17 protein-coding genes and 1 tRNA gene are annotated in these 15,863 nt (G+C 76.5%); 11 read left to right on the top strand and 7 right to left on the bottom strand.

Annotated features, from left to right (window positions below; genetic code table 11):
* Window positions 1-32: 32 nt before the first annotated feature.
* Complete coding sequence (gene selA / locus H6H00_RS02295) at window positions 33-1,337, bottom strand: L-seryl-tRNA(Sec) selenium transferase (protein ID WP_185719731.1); 1,305 nt, start codon at window positions 1,335-1,337, stop codon at window positions 33-35.
* 24 nt (window positions 1,338-1,361) lie between these two features.
* On the opposite strand from selA, the gene selD reads away from it, so the two are divergent.
* From selD to H6H00_RS02270, 5 genes are all read left to right on the top strand, one after another.
* Entirely contained in the window at window positions 1,362-2,384 is a 1,023-nt protein-coding gene (gene selD, locus H6H00_RS02290) for a selenide, water dikinase SelD (RefSeq protein ID WP_185719730.1), read from the top strand.
* Window positions 2,385-2,476: 92 nt separating this feature from the next.
* Window positions 2,477-3,061: a PH domain-containing protein gene (locus H6H00_RS02285; protein ID WP_221775769.1), complete on the top strand. Its 585-nt coding sequence runs from the start codon at window positions 2,477-2,479 to the stop codon at window positions 3,059-3,061.
* A 90-nt stretch (window positions 3,062-3,151) separates the two neighbouring features.
* On the top strand, window positions 3,152-4,249 hold the full coding sequence (cds1, locus tag H6H00_RS02280) for an L-cysteine desulfhydrase Cds1 (RefSeq protein WP_185719729.1): 1,098 nt from the start codon (window positions 3,152-3,154) through the stop codon (window positions 4,247-4,249).
* 57 nt (window positions 4,250-4,306) lie between these two features.
* Window positions 4,307-4,816: a PH domain-containing protein gene (locus H6H00_RS02275; RefSeq protein ID WP_185719728.1), complete on the top strand. Its 510-nt coding sequence runs from the start codon at window positions 4,307-4,309 to the stop codon at window positions 4,814-4,816.
* Window positions 4,813-6,363 (top strand): PH domain-containing protein, encoded by a 1,551-nt coding sequence (locus tag H6H00_RS02270; RefSeq protein ID WP_185719727.1) that lies wholly within the window; start codon window positions 4,813-4,815, stop codon window positions 6,361-6,363. Before H6H00_RS02275 ends, H6H00_RS02270 begins: the two co-directional genes overlap by 4 nt.
* Here the strand turns inward: H6H00_RS02270 and H6H00_RS02265 are convergent.
* The 5 genes from H6H00_RS02265 to H6H00_RS02245 form a co-directional block, all read right to left on the bottom strand.
* Window positions 6,354-7,718, bottom strand: coding sequence for an amidase (locus H6H00_RS02265; RefSeq protein WP_185719726.1), 1,365 nt, complete (start codon window positions 7,716-7,718; stop codon window positions 6,354-6,356). The genes H6H00_RS02270 and H6H00_RS02265 overlap by 10 nt on opposite strands.
* Before the next feature lie 19 nt (window positions 7,719-7,737).
* On the bottom strand, window positions 7,738-8,088 hold the full coding sequence (locus H6H00_RS02260) for a carboxymuconolactone decarboxylase family protein (RefSeq protein ID WP_185719725.1): 351 nt from the start codon (window positions 8,086-8,088) through the stop codon (window positions 7,738-7,740).
* A 12-nt stretch (window positions 8,089-8,100) separates the two neighbouring features.
* Window positions 8,101-8,349 (bottom strand): carboxymuconolactone decarboxylase family protein, encoded by a 249-nt coding sequence (locus H6H00_RS02255; RefSeq protein ID WP_185719724.1) that lies wholly within the window; start codon window positions 8,347-8,349, stop codon window positions 8,101-8,103.
* Window positions 8,350-8,386: 37 nt separating this feature from the next.
* Window positions 8,387-8,482: transfer RNA gene (locus tag H6H00_RS02250), tRNA-Sec, on the bottom strand.
* 14 nt (window positions 8,483-8,496) lie between these two features.
* The gene (locus H6H00_RS02245; RefSeq protein ID WP_255425538.1) at window positions 8,497-8,895 is read right to left on the bottom strand and encodes an STAS domain-containing protein; all 399 of its coding nucleotides are present in this window, start codon (window positions 8,893-8,895) and stop codon (window positions 8,497-8,499) included.
* 202 nt (window positions 8,896-9,097) lie between these two features.
* Here H6H00_RS02245 and H6H00_RS02240 point away from each other — a divergent pair, with 202 nt between their 5' ends.
* Window positions 9,098-9,367 (top strand): DUF2795 domain-containing protein, encoded by a 270-nt coding sequence (locus tag H6H00_RS02240; protein WP_185719723.1) that lies wholly within the window; start codon window positions 9,098-9,100, stop codon window positions 9,365-9,367.
* Between the two features lie 3 nt (window positions 9,368-9,370).
* Here the strand turns inward: H6H00_RS02240 and H6H00_RS02235 are convergent, their stop codons facing one another.
* Window positions 9,371-9,790, bottom strand: a complete 420-nt coding sequence (locus tag H6H00_RS02235; RefSeq protein WP_185719722.1) for an acyl-CoA thioesterase — start codon at window positions 9,788-9,790, stop codon at window positions 9,371-9,373.
* A 19-nt stretch (window positions 9,791-9,809) separates the two neighbouring features.
* Here H6H00_RS02235 and H6H00_RS02230 point away from each other — a divergent pair, with 19 nt between their 5' ends.
* The 5 genes from H6H00_RS02230 to H6H00_RS02210 all read left to right on the top strand — a co-directional run bounded on the left by H6H00_RS02230 (window position 9,810) and on the right by H6H00_RS02210 (window position 15,860).
* Window positions 9,810-10,229: an acyl-CoA thioesterase gene (locus H6H00_RS02230; protein ID WP_185719721.1), complete on the top strand. Its 420-nt coding sequence runs from the start codon at window positions 9,810-9,812 to the stop codon at window positions 10,227-10,229.
* Between the two features lie 165 nt (window positions 10,230-10,394).
* A complete protein-coding gene (locus tag H6H00_RS02225) occupies window positions 10,395-11,132 on the top strand; it encodes an alternative oxidase (RefSeq protein ID WP_185719720.1) in 738 nt (245 codons plus the stop codon).
* Between the two features lie 113 nt (window positions 11,133-11,245).
* Complete coding sequence (locus H6H00_RS02220; RefSeq protein ID WP_221775768.1) at window positions 11,246-11,959, top strand: ABC transporter ATP-binding protein; 714 nt, start codon at window positions 11,246-11,248, stop codon at window positions 11,957-11,959.
* The gene (locus H6H00_RS02215; protein ID WP_185719718.1) at window positions 11,956-13,542 is read left to right on the top strand and encodes a sensor histidine kinase; all 1,587 of its coding nucleotides are present in this window, start codon (window positions 11,956-11,958) and stop codon (window positions 13,540-13,542) included. Before H6H00_RS02220 ends, H6H00_RS02215 begins: the two co-directional genes overlap by 4 nt.
* Window positions 13,539-15,860, top strand: a complete 2,322-nt coding sequence (locus H6H00_RS02210) for an ABC transporter permease (protein WP_185719717.1) — start codon at window positions 13,539-13,541, stop codon at window positions 15,858-15,860. The genes H6H00_RS02215 and H6H00_RS02210 overlap by 4 nt, the downstream gene beginning before the upstream one ends.
* Window positions 15,861-15,863 lie beyond the last annotated feature (3 nt).

Genomic DNA, 15,863 nt, shown 5'->3' with positions numbered 1-15,863 from the left:
CCTGTGCGCGGGAACGGCTGCCCCGGCCGCCGTTACCGCGCACGGCCGACCGCCCCGGCCAGTGCGTCGTCGGACTCCGGGGGCACGGCCCGCAGGTCGAGCAGGCAGCGGCCGCGCTCGGTGCGGCCCAGCACGGCGGGCGTGCCGGCGCGCAGGACCGCCGCGTACGGCTCGGGCAGCGACACCGCGGCGCTGGGCAGCGTCAGCCCGGGGGCCCCGCCGCCGCCGACGGTCGAGTCCGACTCCACGGCGCGGGCGTCCACCCCGTCGGCGCGCAGCCGGTCCGCGATCCGCTGGGCGCGCGCCAGGAGGTCGCGCGGGTCGGCGTCGAGGGCGGTGCGGGTGGGCGGCACGGGCCCGCGCAGGGTCGCCTCGAACGCGGCGAGGGTCAGCTTGTCCACGCGCACCGCCCGGGCCAGCGGGTGGCGGCGGACGCGGCCGACGAGCTCGGCGCCCTCGCCGGGCGCGCCCAGCAGCAGCCCGGCCTGGGGGCCGCCGAGCAGCTTGTCGCCCGACGCGGTGACCAGCGCGGCGCCCTGCGCGAGCGTGGTGGCCGCGTCGGGCTCGTCGGGGAGCAGGGGGTGCGGGGCGAGGAGCCCGGAACCGATGTCGGCGACGACCGGCACGCCGAGCCCGGTCAGCTCGTCGACGCCGCAGGAGTGCGTGAACCCGCTGACCACGAAGTTCGACGGGTGCACCTTGAGCACGAACGCGGTGTCCTCGCCGACCGCGGCGGCGTAGTCGTCGCGGTGCACGCGGTTGGTCGTGCCGACCTCCCGCAGCCGCGCGCCCGTCGCCGTCAGCAGGTCCGGGATCCGGAACCCGGCGCCGATCTCCACGAGCTCCCCGCGCGCGATGACGATCTCCCGCCCGCCCCCCGCGAGGCAGGCCGCGACCATCGCGATCGCCGCCGCCCCGTTGTTGACCAGGTGCGCGGCGGCCGCCCCGGGAACGGCGGCGAGCAGGGCATCGATCGCGGCGGTGCCGCGGGGGCCGCGCCCGCCCGTCGCGAGGTCGAGCTCGACGTCGCAGGTGCCGGCGGCGACGTCGAGCGCGGCGCGCGCGGCGGCCGAGAGCGGGGCGCGGCCGAGGTTGGTGTGCAGCAGCACGCCGGTGGCGTTGAGGACCGGCGTCAGCGTCGTCGGGGTGCCGGGGAGGGCGGCCAGCGCCGCGTCCGCGACGTCGCCGGGCGCGATCTCCCCGGCCCGCGCGCGGCCCTGCGCGGCCACGACTGCCTCCTTGACCAGCGCCCGGCCCAGCCGCTGCGCCGCCGCGGCGACGGCCGGGAGCGCGAGCACGGCGTCGGTGCGCGGCACGAGACGGCGGACGTCGGTCACGGCAGGGATCGTAGGCTGAGCCGCATGACCGCTCGCCGACTCACCGAGTTCAGCCACGGCGCCGGGTGCGGCTGCAAGCTCGGGCCGGAGCACCTCGCGGAGCTGCTCGCCACGCTCACCCCGCCGAGCGCCCCGGACCTCCTCGTCGGCACCGAGACCGGCGACGACGCCGCGGTGTGGCGCCTGGACGCCGACCGCGCCCTCGTCGCCACCACCGACTTCTTCACCCCCGTCGTCGACGACGCCCGCACCTGGGGCCGGATCGCGGCGCAGAACGCGGCGTCGGACGTCTGGGCGATGGGCGGGCGGCCGCTGTTCGCGCTCAACATCGTGGCCTGGCCGCGCGACGAGCTGCCGATGTCGCTGCTCGGCGAGGTGCTGGCCGGGGGAGCGGAGATCGGGGCGGAGAGCGGGTTCGCCGTCGTGGGCGGCCACAGCGTCGACGACCCGGAGCCGAAGTACGGGCTCGCCGTGATCGGCGAGGTGCACCCGGACCGCATCCTCACCAACGCCGGCCTGCGCGACGGCGACGTGCTCGTCCTCACGAAGGCGCTCGGCATCGGCATCGCGACGACGGCGATCAAGACCGGCACCGTGCCCGCGGGGCTGACCGAGGCCGCGGTGGCGTCGATGACCCGCAGCAACGGCCCCGCCGCCTCCGCCGCGCTCGCCGCGGGCGCCACCGGCTGCACCGACGTCACCGGGTTCGGGCTGCTCGGGCACCTGTCGAAGATGGCCGCGGCGTCGGGCGTGGACGCGGAGATCGACGTCGCCGCGGTGCCCCTCCTCGACGGCGTGCGCGCGCTCGCCGAGGCCGGGACGGTGCCCGGCGGCTCGCGCCGCAACCGCGACTGGGTGGCGCCGCGCGTCGACGCCGGGGCGTACGGCGAGGTCGACGTCCTGCTCCTGGCCGACGCCCAGACCTCCGGCGGCCTGCTCTTCGGCGCGTCCCCGGAACGGGCGGCCGAGGCGGTGGCCGCGCTGGGCGCCCCGGCCGCGGTGATCGGGTCGGTCCGCACGGGCAGCGGCCGCATCACGCTGCGCTGACGGCGGCCACTTTCGGGTGGCCGTCGACACGTGCCGCGGGTCACCTGTCACAGTGAGTGCGACTCCGATCACGACGAATGGGAGGAGCGCACATGGACGAGCTCCGTCCGGACATCGCGTCCTCCGCCGCTCGGATGGCCAACACAGTGGGTGCGAAGCGGGAGATCCGCAAGCTCGTCGAGCACCTGTGGGAGCACGAGACCGTCGACCGCATGACCGCAGGCTTCTACGGCAACGGGACGGGTCTGATCGTGCTCACGGACCGCCGGATGTTCTTCCTCAAGGACGGCTGGATGAGCCAGAAGAGCGAGGACTTCCCTCTGGAGCGCATCTCGTCGATCCAATGGTCGTCGGGGGTTCTGCTGGGCACGATCACCGTCTTCGCCTCGGGCAACAAGGCAGAGATCAAGAACGTCAACAAGGTGGACGGCAAGGAGATCGTCGACCTCATCCGCGCTCGCTTGAGTGGGCAGGCAGGGCCGCCCCAGGCCGGCTACGGACCCCCGTCCGGGCCTCCTCCCGCGCGTCACCGGCAGCCGCCGCCGGGACCGCCCCCCACCTCCGACCCCGACGTCGTGTTCCACCAGCTTCGCCAGCTCGGCGAGCTGCGCGACGCGGGTGTGGTCACGCCGACGGAGTTCGAGGCCAAGAAGGCGGAGCTCCTGTCGCGGATCTGACCCCACGTGAGATGACGTCGAACGCTGTTCACCCGTGGCCGCGTAGCGCTCGGTGTCATCTCACGGACAATCAGGGTTAGCGTGCGGGGCGTGATCCCCGTCGACCGGTCCTGCGCCCGCACCCGCGCCTGGGTGCACGAGGCGATCCGGCTCGTCGAGGCCGACGCCAACCGCTCCGCCGACACCCACCTGCACGTGTTCCCGCTGCCCCGCGACTGGGGCGTGCAGGTCTACCTCAAGGACGAGTCGGTGCACCCGACCGGCAGCCTCAAGCACCGCCTGGCCCGGTCGCTGTTCCTCTACGCGCTGGTCAACGGGCACATCGTCGAGGGGACGACGGTGGTCGAGGCGAGCTCGGGGTCGACGGCGGTGTCCGAGGCGTACTTCGCGCGGCTGATCGGGGTGCCGTTCGTCGCGGTGATGCCGCGGTCGACGAGCCCGGAGAAGATCGGGCTGATCGAGCGGTACGGGGCGCGCTGCCACTTCGTCGAGCACGCCCCGGAGGTGTACGGGGCGGCGCAGCGGCTCGCGCAGGAGTGCGGCGGGCACTACCTCGACCAGTTCACCCACGCCGAGCGCGCCACCGACTGGCGGGGCAACAACAACATCGCGGAGTCGATCTTCCAGCAGATGGCGCAGGAGCCGCACCCGGTGCCGGAGTGGATCGTCGTCGGAGCGGGCACCGGCGGCACGTCGGCGACGATCGGGCGCTACCTGCGCTACCGCCGCCACGACACGCGCCTGGCCGTCGTCGACCCGGAGGACTCGTCGTTCGCGCCGGGGTGGGCGAGCGGTACCGCCGACCACGCCACCGGCGTCAGCGGGAGGATCGAGGGCATCGGCCGCCCGCGGATGGAGCCCAGCTTCGTGCCCGGCGTCGTCGACCTGATGATGACCGTCCCCGACGCCGCCAGCATCGCCGCCGCCCGCTTCCTGCGCGGGCGCACCGGGACGTGGGCGGGCGGGTCGACGGGGACGAACCTGTGGGGCGTGTGCGAGCTCGTCGCGCGGATGCTGCGCGACGGGCGCCGCGGCAGCGTCGTCTCCCTGATCTGCGACGGCGGCGAGCGCTACCGCCACAGCTACGACGACGACGCCTGGGTCGCCGCGCAGGGGATGGACCTCGCGCCGTACACGGCGACGCTGGAGCGGTTCGTCACCGACGGGGTGTGGGATCCACCGCAGTAGGTCGGCCCCCGACCAAGGGATGACGACACCGTCGCCGCCACGCGGCAGTGTGGGGCCATGACCCCGGTACCGACCTCCGGCGCCCCGCGCCTCCGGCTGCGCGCCCCGGCCCACCACGTCGATCCCCGCGCCGTCACCTGGTGGCGCCTGCAGAACGCGCTGTCCTGGGGTGCGGTGCTGCTCGCCGTCGGGGTGGTGCTGGTGTTCTGGCGGCCCGGATGGCTGGTGGCGGTGGGGATCGCGGTCGCCGTGCTCGCGGTCGCCGACGTCGTCGTCACCCCGCCCATCCGCTACGCCCGGCACCGCTGGGAGACCACCGGGGTCGCCGTCTACGTGCGGGAGGGCGTGTTCGTCGAGGACTGGCGGGTGGCGCCGCTCTCGCGCGTGCAGACCGTCGACACCCGGCGCGGGCCGCTGCAGCAGTGGCTGGGCCTGTCGACCGTGACGGTCACGACGGCGTCGACGGCGGGCGCGCTGAAGATCAGGGGCCTGGACCGCGACGCCGCGGTGGAGCTGGTGGAACGGCTCACCGCCGCCACGGAGGCCACCCCCGGGGACGCGACGTGACCGTCACCGACGCGCCACCGGTCACCGGGTGGCGGCGGCTGGACCGCCGCTCGATCTGGGTGGAGGCGGTCCGGCCCGCGGGCGGGCTGCTGCTGGCCGGGGCGGTGGCGGTGACGCTCCGCGGCTGGGACCGGCTCGGCTGGATCGAGCCGGCGATCGGCGCCGTCGTGGTGCTCGGGATCCTCGTGCTCAGCGCGTGGGCCTGGGCCACGACGACCTACCGGGTCACCGACACGCACGTGGAGCTGCGCAGCGGGCTGCTGGTGCGCTCCGCGCGGTCGGTGCCGCGGGACCGGCTGCGGTCGGTCGACCTCACCGTCGACGTCGTGCACCGCGTGGCCGGGCTCGCCGTCGTCGCGATCGGCACCGGACGGCAGGGCGGGGAGTCCGACGACGAGCTGAAGCTGGAGTCGGTGTCGAGGGCGGAGGCCGAGCGGCTGCGCTCGGTGCTGCTCCTGCGGGACGCGGCGCCCGCCGCCGACGCCGCCCCGCCCGAGCCGCGCGCGCCGCTCGCGCAGTTCGGGGCGTCCTGGGTCCGGCTGGCCCCGCTGTCGCTGGCCGGGCTGGTGGCGATCGGCGTGCTGGCCGCCGCGCTCGGCCAGTTCCGCGAGGCGATCGACTACGCGGCGCTGTGGGGGTCCGGGCCCGTGCGGTCGGGGGTGGCGTGGGCCGAGGGGGTGCCGCTGCCGCTGCTGGTGCTGCTGGCCCTCGGCGGGCTGGTGCTGCTCAACACCGTCCTGTCGACGGTGCTCTACGTCGTGTCCTACGGCGGGTTCCGGCTGGTCCGCGGCGACGACCGGACGCTGCGCCTGACCTACGGCCTGCTCACGCACCGCTCGGTGACGATCGAGGAGGCGCGGATCCGCGGGGTCCGCGTGGACGAGCCGCTGCTGCTGCGGCTCGGCGGGGGAGCGAAGGCGCGGATCGTGGCCGCGGGCCTCGGGGTGCAGGACGGCGAGGGGAACGGGAAGCGCGACTCCGACCTGCTGCTGCCCGCGGTGCCCGTCGCGCTCGTGCACCGCGTGACCGCCGACGTCCTCGGCGCGCCGTCCTCCCCGGCGGCCGTCCCGCTGCGCCGGCACCCGGCCGCGGCCCTGCGCGTGCTGCTCCTGCAGTGGGTGCCGGTGTCGCTGCTGCCCGCGCTGGGGCTCGCGGTGCCCGCCGCGCTCGGGGTGTTCCCGCACTGGCCGTGGCAGCTCGCGCTGGTGCTCGTGCCGGCGGCGGCGGCCGGGGCGGCGCTGGAGTTCGGCAACCTCGGGCACGCGCTGTCGGGGGAGTTCCTGGTGGCGCGCGGCGGGTCCGGGGTGCGCCGCACCGCGGCGGTGCGCCGCGACGGCGTCATCGCCTGGCGGCTGCGCCGCACGGTGCTGCAGCGCCGTCCGCGCCTGCTGTCGGTGACGGCGGCGGTGGCGGCGGGGAGGGGCACGCACACGATCGCCTACGCCGACCAGGACGAGGTGCTGGCCGTCGCCGCCGAGGCGGTGCCCGGCCTGCTGGCCCCGTTCCTCGAACCCGACCCCGTCGACGGGTCCGCGGCTCAGGCGTAGCTGCGGGGGGCGGCCGCGCCGGCCATCGGGACGACCCGTCGCTCCAGGCGGGCCGCGGCGCCGAGCAGGGCGGCCTCCGACCCCGGACGCCCGACGAGCTGCACCCCGACCGCGCGGCCCCCGATGACGACGGGGGCCACCATCGCGGGCAGCCCGGCGAGGTTCCAGGCCTGCGTGAACGGCACCTGGCGGGTCTGCTCGAGCAGCGTGCGGGTGTAGCCGCGGCCGTGCAGCGACCCGGCCCGCGGCGCCGGCCCGGCGACGGCGGGAGTGATCATCAGGTCGTAGCCGCCGTCGTCGAGCCAGGCGACCATGCGGTCGCGCCAGGCACGGCCGGCGTGCGGGCCGGGGCGGGCGCGGCGGCCCCGGCGGGCGACCGCCGCGGTGCGCGGCTCGACGTCGTCGGGGTCGAGGTGCAGCGCCGCGAGGTCCTGCGCCACCCCGGCGTGCCAGCGGCGCATCCACTGCGTGGCCAGCCCGCGGGGGTAGGGCGGGTCGGCGAGGACGACCGTGGCGCCGCCGGGACCCGCGCGCAGGCGGGCGGCGGCCCCGACGGCTGCGGCGCGGTGGTCGGGGTGCAGGCGCCCGATCGGCGACGGCACGCGCAGCGACAGCGCGATCCGCGACGGCCCCCGCTCCGCGAGCTCGACGGGCGCGCCGCCGAGCACGCCCAGCATGATCGCGGCGTCGTGCGCGGTGCGGGCGAGCGGCCCGGCGGCGGACAGCCCGTACCAGTGCTCGGTGAGCTTGCCCGGCAGCGGGACGACGCCGTCGCCCGGCTTCACCCCGACGAGCCCGCAGTACGCGGCCGGGATGCGGATCGAACCGCCGCCGTCGGTGCCCAGCGCGAGCGCGGCCATCCCCGCGGCGACCGCGGCGGCACTGCCCCCGCTCGACCCGCCCGGGTCCGACGCCCCGTCGAGCGGGTTGCGGGTGGTGCCCAGCTCCGAGTGCGTGAACCCCCAGATCGCCAGCTCCGGCATCCGCGTCTTCCCGACGACGATCGCCCCGGCCGCGCGCAGCCGCTTGACCAGCTCGTCGTCGCGGCGGGCGGGTTCGGTCGAGGTGGCGGCGCTGCCGTGCCGCGTGGGGTAGCCGGCCACGTCGACGCAGTCCTTGACGGCCACCGGCACGCCGGCCAGCGGCAGCGCGAAGCGGTCGGCGCGCGAGTCGACGCCCTCGGCCTCGGCGAGCACGCGGCGCGGGTCGACGACCTCGAACGCGCCCACGTGGGCGTCGAGGGCATCGATGCGGGCGAGGTGGGCCCGGGCGACGTCGACGGCGCTGCTCCAGCCGTCGTGCACGCGCGCCGCGATCTGCGCCGCGCTCGAAGACGTGAGGTCGTCCGGGTCCATCGGCTCACGATCCCACTGATCAGGGGTTATCGGCCACCGACCCGCCGGGTGGCGGTGGTAACCGAACGGGGCAGACCGCGCCGAGCATCTCCTCGGTGTCCTCGTCGACGTCGGTGTGGAACGTCGCGTGGAAGCGGTTGATCATGTTCGACATGCCCACCGTGAAGCAGATCTCGATGATCTGCTTCTCCGTGAAGTGCTCGAGCAGGCTCGCGTACAGCTCGTCGGTGATGGGGTCGAGCCGGCTCGACGCCCGCGCGTAGCGGACGATCGCGGCCTCGTCCGGTGCGTACACGCCGTCCGGGAGGGGATCGACGCCGATCAGGGCGAGCTTCTGCTCGGTCAGTCCGGTGGCCCGACCGGCCACCACGTGGGTCGGGATTCAATAGTGGCAGTCGTTGGCGACCGAGGCGCCGAGGTAGGCCAGCTCGCTCTGCGCGGGCGTCAGCGAGTTGCGGAAGTAGGCCGCCGCGCCGAACTGCAGCAGTCCCTCGAGCACCTCGGGGTGGTTGCCGACGGCCCGGTAGACGTTGAGCGTGCGGCCACGGAGTTCCTGGACCCGGCCGAGCAGGGCCCGGGCGTGCGGGTCGGCGTCGGGATCGTCGGGGTCGACCAGCGGGAGGCGCGGCATGGTCGAACCGTAGGGCCGGGAGCGGGTTCGCGCCGGGTGGCGGAGGCGGACGGGAATCGAACCCGCCTGGCCGAGGTGCTCGGCCACGTCGGTGTTGAAGACCGCGGGGGCCACCAGGCACCCACACGCCTCCCCGGACCCCGGGCGTCAGGCGCTGACGTCGAGCGCCTCCGGCACCCCGTCGGCCGTGTCGAACAGCGTGAGCAGGCCGGTGGCCTGCAGGGCGCGGGTGACGATGCGCGAGCCGCAGACCAGCCGCAGGCGGTGGCCCCTGCGGTCGGCGTCGTCCTTGGCCGCGACCAGGACGGCGAGGCCGGCGGACCCGAGGAACGTGACGTCGGTCAGGTCGAGGACCAACAGCGGGACGGCCGCGATCTGCTCGTCGAGCTGGGCCCGCAGCAGCGGGGCGGTCAGCGTGTCGACCTCGCCGACGACGTGCACGACGACCGCGCCCTCACCGTGCGCGACCACGTCGAACCGGATGACCTCGCCGACGTCGCCGCCATCGTTGGGCATCCCGCTGTCGACGGGAAGATCGCCACTCATGCGCACCGGCTCCTCGAGGTGATCGCGGATCGCGGACTGGAAGCGCGGACTGTGTTCTCAACCGCCGGCCAACCCTACGACCGGCCCAGGGCGGGCACAACATCACCCCCCGTCACCGGATCGGAGTAGCGTCGCCCGTTTGCCAGAATGTGATGTTGGGTACACCCCGTCGTACAGTCGGTGGTGCGGAAGGAGCACGACGATGCGCAAGGGAACCCCGGTGGACATCCAGCGGATCAGGCACGTACTCGCCGGGGTCACGTTCCCGGCGGCGAAGTGGCAGCTGATCATCCACGCGGAGGACTACGGCGCCGACGCCTCCACGCGCACCGACCTGTGGGGCCTGCCCGCCGGCACCTACGACAGCGTCGGCGCGGTCGTCGCCGCGCTGGGCTTCACCGCGCCGCCGGCGCGCCGCGAGTACCGGGCCGCCCCGCCCGCGCAGGCCGCGGGGCAGGACCTGCCCCTCTAGGGCCTACCGCTCCTGCGCGCCGCCGCTGGTCAGGGCGGTGCGCAGGGCGTCGGGCCACGGCGTCGGCCGGCCGGTCCCCGGGTCCACCAGCACGGTCGACAGCGTGCCGCGGGCGGCCGTCTCGCCGTCGCGGCTCACGACGAACGCGTAGCGCGCCGACGTCGTGCCGACGCGCTCCACGGCGATGTCGACGTCGACGTCGTCGCGGAAGTACAGGCGGGCGGTGAAGTCGACCGTCGCGTTGACGCGGGGCTCGCGCCCGAACGTCAGCTCGGCGATGCCGAGCCGCTCGTGCAGCACCGTCTCGGCCTGCTCGGCCCAGTGCAGGACCGCCGTCCAGTGGTGGTGGCCCGCGGCGTCGGTCTGCGCCCACTCGACCCGTCGGCGGATCCGCACCCGGGCCGGGTCCTGCATCAGCGTCATGGCCGGAGATCATGCCCGCATGACCACCTTCTCCGTGCGGGTCGGCGTGCGCAGCTACGAGCTCGACATGAACGGGCACGTCAACCACGCCGTCTACCACCAGTTCGGCGAGCACGCCCGCAGCGAGCTCCTCACCGCGGCCGGGTGCTCGTTCGGCCGGATGGTCGAGCACGGCATCGGCATCGTGCTGCTGGAGACCCGCGTGCGGTTCCTGCGCGAGATGCGCCACGGCGACGAGATCGACGTCGACTGCCGCCTGGCGTTCGGGGAGCGCCGGGTGTTCACGATGGACAACACCCTGCGGCGCTCCGACGGCGTCGTCGCCGCCGAGATCGAGGGCGTCATGGGTCTGCTGGACCAGGAGGCGCGCCGGCTCGTGGCCGACCCCCGTGCCCGCCTGCGCGACCTGGCGACCGACCCCGGGGTCCTCGGGCTCTGACCGGGTGGTGGCCGCACCGTCCGGGGTGGGGCTGGTGCGCGGCCCGGCGGAGGGGGCCGGGGGCGCGGACCGGCCGGGCAGCAGGGTCCTCCCGGCGGGCCCGCGGCGGCAGGCTCGTCCCGTGCCGCCGCCGACCCCGGCGGCCCGCCCACCAGGAGGAACGCCATGACCGCCCCGACCCTCGCCCGCCCCGTCGTCACCCGCCCCGTCGCCACCCACCCGGCCCCCGCGCTCCCGTCGCTGACCGCGGCGCAGACCCCGCGGCTGAGCCGCCGCGCCCTGCTCCACGAGCACCGCGCCACGCTCGCCGCCCCGCGCCGCCGCTACGGCCCGGTCGCGCGGCTGCTGTTCGGGACGATGGACCTGATCTACGGCAGGCGCGGCTCGCTGGAGAAGTTCCTGGTGCTCGAGGTCGTCGCCCGGATCCCGTACCAGATCTGGGAGAACGCGGCCTACCGCGCGCTGCACCGCCGCCACCGCGACTCCGGGCTCGCCCACCGGATCACCGAGCGGATCGTGGAGAACCGGGAGCAGCAGGACAACGAGCAGTGGCACCTGCTGATCCTGAGCGAGCTGGTGGGCGACCGGGTCTCGCGCTTCTGGTACGGGTTCGTGCCGTGGCTGATGGCGCTGGGCTACTACCACGTGTCGTGGCTGCTGTTCGTCCTCGCGCCGCGCGTCAGCTACCGCCTCAACGCCGACTTCGAGGACCACGCCGAGCACACCTACGCCGAGTTCGTCGCCGAGCACCCGGAGCTGGAGCGCGTGCCGCACCGCTCGTCGTTCGCCCGGCAGTACGGGGCGTTCGAGACCGTCGCCGACCTGCTGCGCCAGATCGGGCACGACGAGCGGATGCACAAGCAGGAGTCCGAGCGCTACCTCGACGCCGGCCCGCTCCGCTGACGGGTAACGCGCGGTGCGGCCCGTTCGACCATCCGCCGGGGGTGCTACCACCACCCCCGGCGGTGGTGTCAGGGGGCCGGTGCCCCGAACGTCGCATTCCTAGGGTGGTCCGCGTGGAGGATCCGAGTGGGCCCGCGCTGGCGGTGCGCGGCCTGCGCAAGACCTACGGGGCGGGCGGGTCCTCCGAGGTCGCGGTGCGGGCGCTGCGCGGCGTCGACCTCTGCGTCGAGCGCGGCGAGTTCGTCGCGCTGATGGGGCCATCGGGCTGCGGGAAGTCGACGCTGCTGCACCTGATCGCCGGGCTCGACGGCGCCGACGAGGGTGCGGTCGAGCTGGCGGGCACCCGGGCCGACGACCTCGGCGCCGCCGCGCTCGCCCGGCTGCGCCGCCGCCACGTCGGGCTGGTGTTCCAGTTCTTCCACCTCATCGAGCACATGTCGGCGCTGGAGAACGTGGCGCTGGCCGCGCTGGTCGCGGGGGAGAAGCCGGCGCAGGCGGGGGAGCGGGCGCGCGACCTGCTCGACACGCTCGGGCTCCTCGACCGCTCCGGGGAGCTGCCGGGCGCGCTGTCCGGCGGGCAGCGCCAGCGCGTCGCGATCGCCAGGGCGCTGGCCAACCGCCCGACGGTCCTGCTGGCCGACGAGCCGACCGGGGCGCTGGACTCCGACGGCCAGGCCGAGGTGCTCGACCTGTTCGGCCGCCTGCACGACGCCGGGCAGACGATCCTCATGGTCACCCACGCCTCCGAGGTCGCCGACGCGGCGCAGCGGGTGGTGCGGATGCGCGACGGCCGGGTCGTCGACGACGGCCGGGCGGGCCGGTCGTGAGGCCGGGGGTCCGGGCCCGGTGGTCGCTCGTGGTGGCCGGGGTGCTGGTGGCGGGGGGCGTGCTCGTCGTCGCGGTGGCGGGGTCACTGCTCGGCGGCGGCCCGCCGCTGCCGGTCGCCCTCGCCGTCGCGGCCGGGTGCGTGCTGCTGGGGGTGCTGGCCGGGGAGGTCCCGCCGCTGCGCCGGGCGAGCCTCACGGTGCTGGCGGCGGGGGCCGTCACCGGGGCGGTCGGGCTCGCGGCCGCGATCGGCCTGGTCGTCACGCTGCTGGTGCTCGGGCGGCTGCCCGTCGGGGCGGAGCGCGGCCTCGGCACGCCGCTGCTGGTGGGGGTGGCGGTGGCGGCGGTGCTGGCGCGCCCGCTCGCCCGGCGCGCCGCGCAGGCCGCCCGCGCCGCGCTCCACGGCACCCGCAGCTCCCCGGACGAGCTGCTGGCCGCCGTCGCGGAGGGGTCCGGGTCCGACACCGACGACGACCTGCTGCGCCGCCTCGCCGAGTCGCTGCGCCGCGAGCACCGGCTCGCGCGCGTCGAGATCTGGTCGGTGCCCGCGGGCGGCGACGGCGACGAGCTGGTCCGCGCGCTGGCCGTGCCCGCCGTCGCGGACGAGCCGGAGCCGCACCCGCTGGACAAGTCCGACCTGGCGCTGCTCGCCCGCGCGGGCGTCGCGGGGCCGGGGTGGCTGCGGCTGTGGCTGCCCCGGCTGCTGGAGGGGCGCGGCCCGGACACGCAGCTGCGGCTCGCGCCCGCCGTGCACGCCGGGCGGGTGCTGGCGCTGATCGTCGTCGAGCGCACCGGCGACGCCGACGCGATCACCGGGGCCGACGAGCGCGCGCTGGGGGAGGTGGCGCGGCGGCTCGCGATCGTGCTGCGCAACCGCGCGCTCGACGAGGCGCTCACCGACACCCTCGCCGACCTGCGCCGCGCCAACGCCGAGCTCCAGGCCTCCCGCGCCCGCCTGGTCAGCACGGCCGACGCGGAGCGCCGCCGGATCGAGCGCGACCTGCACGACGGCGCCCAGCAGCACCTCGTCGCGATCGCGGTCGGGCTGCGGCTGGTGCGCGACACCGCGGAGGAGGCGGGCAACACCGCCGACGTCGAGCTGCTCGACGAGCTCGACCGCGGCGTCCGCGAGTCGATCTCGGCGCTGCGCGACCTCGCCCACGGCATCTACCCGCCGCTGCTGCGCGACGCCGGGCTGCCCGACGCGCTGCGCGCCGCCGCCGCCCGCAGCCCGCTGACGGTGCAGGTGCACGCGGCCGACGTCGGGCGGCATCCCGAGCCGGTCGAGGCCGCCGTGTACTTCTGCTGCCTGGAGGCGCTGCAGAACGCGGCGAAGCACGCCCCCGGCTCCGAGGTGGAGATCGGGATCGGGCGCCGCGACGGGCAGCTCGTCGTGGAGGTGGGCGACACCGGTCCCGGCTTCCCGGCCGGCGAGGTGCCCACCGGGGCCGGGCTGCAGAACATGGCCGACCGGCTCGGGGCCGTCGGCGGGTCGGTCCGCTGGGTCTCCACGCCGGGCGTCGGGACGACGGTGACGGCGACCGTGCCGGTGGCGGGGCCGGTGGCGGACCGGACGGCCGGATGAGCGCCGTCCGCGCCGTCGCGCGCGCCGAGCTGCGTGCCCGGTGGCGCTCGCTGCTCGTGCTCGCCCTCGTGCTCGGCATCGGCGGCGGGGCGGCGCTGGGGACCGTCGCGCTGGCGCAGCGGACCGCGACGGCGTACCCGCGGCTGGTCGAGGCCGTCCACCTCGACGACGCGCGCGTCGTCGTCCCCGACGACCAGCCCGACCTCACCGCGGCCGTGCCCACGATGCCCGGCGTGGCGCGGGCCTGGACCACCGACGGCTGGGTCGCGCAGGTCGAGGGGCCGGTGCTGCGGTACGTGTCGATCGGGGCCGGGGTGGACCAGCCGGCCGACCTCGTCGACCCGGTCGTCGTCGACGGGCGGCTGCCCGCCCCCGACGCCGCGGGCGAGCTGCTCATCGGCGAGCCCTTCGCCCAGGCGTCGGGGCTGCGGGTCGGCGACCGGCTGACGCTGAAGCTGCTCACGCTGGAGGAGATCTCGCAGTTCGCGGTCGGTTTCGGCGAGCCCGACGGGGCGACGGCACCGATGGAGGTCGTCGGCATCGGCCGGATGCCGTACTGGGGCGGGGCGCTGTCGAACACCCTCGCCGGGCCCGCGTTCGCCCGCGCCCACGCCGCCGACGCCTCGACCCACCCGACCTACGTCCGGCTCGACGGCAGCCCGGGCGCGGCCGAGGCGTTCTCCGCGGCGTTCACCGGGGCCGCCGCGCAGCAGCCGCCGTCGATCGTCGGGATGTACCTGCCCGCCCGGATCGAGCTGCCCCGCACCCAGGTCGACCCCGCGGTCGCCACCGCCGAGCGCGTGCTCACCACCGGGCTCGCGGTCGTCGCGCTGGTGCTGGCGGGCGGGGTGCTGCTCGTGGTCGGGCAGGGGCTCGCCCGCCAGCACGAGTCGGCCCGCGCAGCGCAGCGCGTCGAGGCGGCGCTCGGGCTCACCGCGGTCGGGCGGATCGGCGCGCGCGTGCTGGCCGCCCTCCCCGCCGCCGCCGTGGCGGCGCTGTGCGGGGGCGCGGTGGCCGCCGCGTCGGGCCGGTTGGAGGCGCTGGGCAGCCAGGCGCGGTTCGAGCCGACGCCGGGCTACCTGGCGCCGTGGGGTGTCGCGCTGGGCGGGGGCGCCCTGCTCGCGGTGCTGTTCGTGGGGCTCACCGTGCTCGCGACCGCGGTGGCGGGCCGCCCGCGCCGCGCGCCGCAGGCGGCGGCCGCCGGACCGCCGTGGTGGCGGCCCGGCCGTCCCGCGCTGCGCCTGGGCGTCGCGCTGCGGGGCGGGCACCGGCGCCACGCCGTCGCGGTGCTCGGCGCGGCGGCGGTCGTCGCCGGGGTGGTGGCGGGGGCGACCTTCGGGGCCGGGCTGCAGCGGCTCGTCGACACCCCGGCGCGCTACGGACAGCAGGCCGACCTGTCCCTGATCGACGCCCGCGAGCCCGACGTCGCCCGGCTCGTCGCCGACCCGCGCGTCGCGGCGCTGGACGTGATGACCAGCGCCGACGCCGTCACCGCGGCGGGGGAGCCGCTGAAGGTCGTGGCACTGGACCACCGGCTCGGCCGGATGCCGGTCGAGACGCCGTCCGGGCGCGAGCCCGGGCGCCCGGGGGAGATCGCGGTCGGGCCCCGGCTGGCCGAGCGGCTCGGGGTGGTCGTCGGCGACGTCCTGGAGGTGGCCGGGCCCGGCGGCCCCGTCGCGCTCACCGTGACCGGCACCGTCGTCGTGCTGTCGGAGGACTCCGGCGAGACCAGCGCGCTCGGCGAGGTCGCGCTCGTGATGCCCGAGCAGCTCCCGGCGGTGGCGGGGGGCGAGCCGCTGGTCGGGGCCTACCTGCAGACCGTGCCGGGGCAGGCCGGGCCGCTGTTCGACGAGCTGTCGCGCGACCTCGAGGTGTTCCTCGCCGAGACCCCCGACGAGATCCGCAACCTCGCCGACATCGTCGAGCTGCCCGAGCTGCTCGCGCTGGGGCTCGCCGTCGTCGGGGCCGCCGGCCTGGTGCACGCCGTGCTCACCGGGGTCCGGCGCACCGCGCCGAGCCTCGCCGCGCTGGCCGTGCTGGGGGCGACGCCGCGGCAGGTGTGCACCGCCGTCGTCGTCATGGCCCTGTCGATCGCGGCGCCCGCGCTGCTGATCGGGGTGCCGCTCGGCCTGGCCGTCGCGCGGCTGCTGTGGTGGGAGGTGGCGACGTCGACGGGCGTCGGCGGCGACGTCGCGCTGCCCGTCGGGCTGCTCGTCGCGATCGGGCCGCTGGTGCTGCTCACGGCCGTGGCGGCCGCGGTCCGGCCCGCGCTGCGCGTCGCCCGGACGCCGCCCGCCGCGGTGCTCAGGGAGAGCTGAGCG

This window comes from Pseudonocardia petroleophila, from assembly GCF_014235185.1.
In the GTDB taxonomy this organism is placed as follows: Bacteria; Actinomycetota; Actinomycetes; order Mycobacteriales; family Pseudonocardiaceae; genus Pseudonocardia; species Pseudonocardia petroleophila.
The sequence above is the reverse complement of the archived record's forward strand: the minus strand, read 5'-3'. Positions and strand labels throughout refer to the sequence as shown.

Coding starts and splice junctions, on each gene's coding strand:
- selD (WP_185719730.1), top strand. CDS start 1,362: ATGACCGCTCGCCGACTCACCGAGTTCAGCCACGGCGCCGGGTGCGGC.
- H6H00_RS02285 (WP_221775769.1), top strand. CDS start 2,477: ATGGACGAGCTCCGTCCGGACATCGCGTCCTCCGCCGCTCGGATGGCC.
- H6H00_RS02275 (WP_185719728.1), top strand. CDS start 4,307: ATGACCCCGGTACCGACCTCCGGCGCCCCGCGCCTCCGGCTGCGCGCC.
- H6H00_RS02265 (WP_185719726.1), bottom strand. CDS start 7,718: ATGGACCCGGACGACCTCACGTCTTCGAGCGCGGCGCAGATCGCGGCG.
- H6H00_RS02255 (WP_185719724.1), bottom strand. CDS start 8,349: ATGCCGCGCCTCCCGCTGGTCGACCCCGACGATCCCGACGCCGACCCG.
- H6H00_RS02245 (WP_255425538.1), bottom strand. CDS start 8,895: ATGAGTGGCGATCTTCCCGTCGACAGCGGGATGCCCAACGATGGCGGC.
- H6H00_RS02240 (WP_185719723.1), top strand. CDS start 9,098: ATGCGCAAGGGAACCCCGGTGGACATCCAGCGGATCAGGCACGTACTC.
- H6H00_RS02235 (WP_185719722.1), bottom strand. CDS start 9,790: ATGACGCTGATGCAGGACCCGGCCCGGGTGCGGATCCGCCGACGGGTC.
- H6H00_RS02230 (WP_185719721.1), top strand. CDS start 9,810: ATGACCACCTTCTCCGTGCGGGTCGGCGTGCGCAGCTACGAGCTCGAC.
- H6H00_RS02225 (WP_185719720.1), top strand. CDS start 10,395: ATGACCGCCCCGACCCTCGCCCGCCCCGTCGTCACCCGCCCCGTCGCC.
- H6H00_RS02210 (WP_185719717.1), top strand. CDS start 13,539: ATGAGCGCCGTCCGCGCCGTCGCGCGCGCCGAGCTGCGTGCCCGGTGG.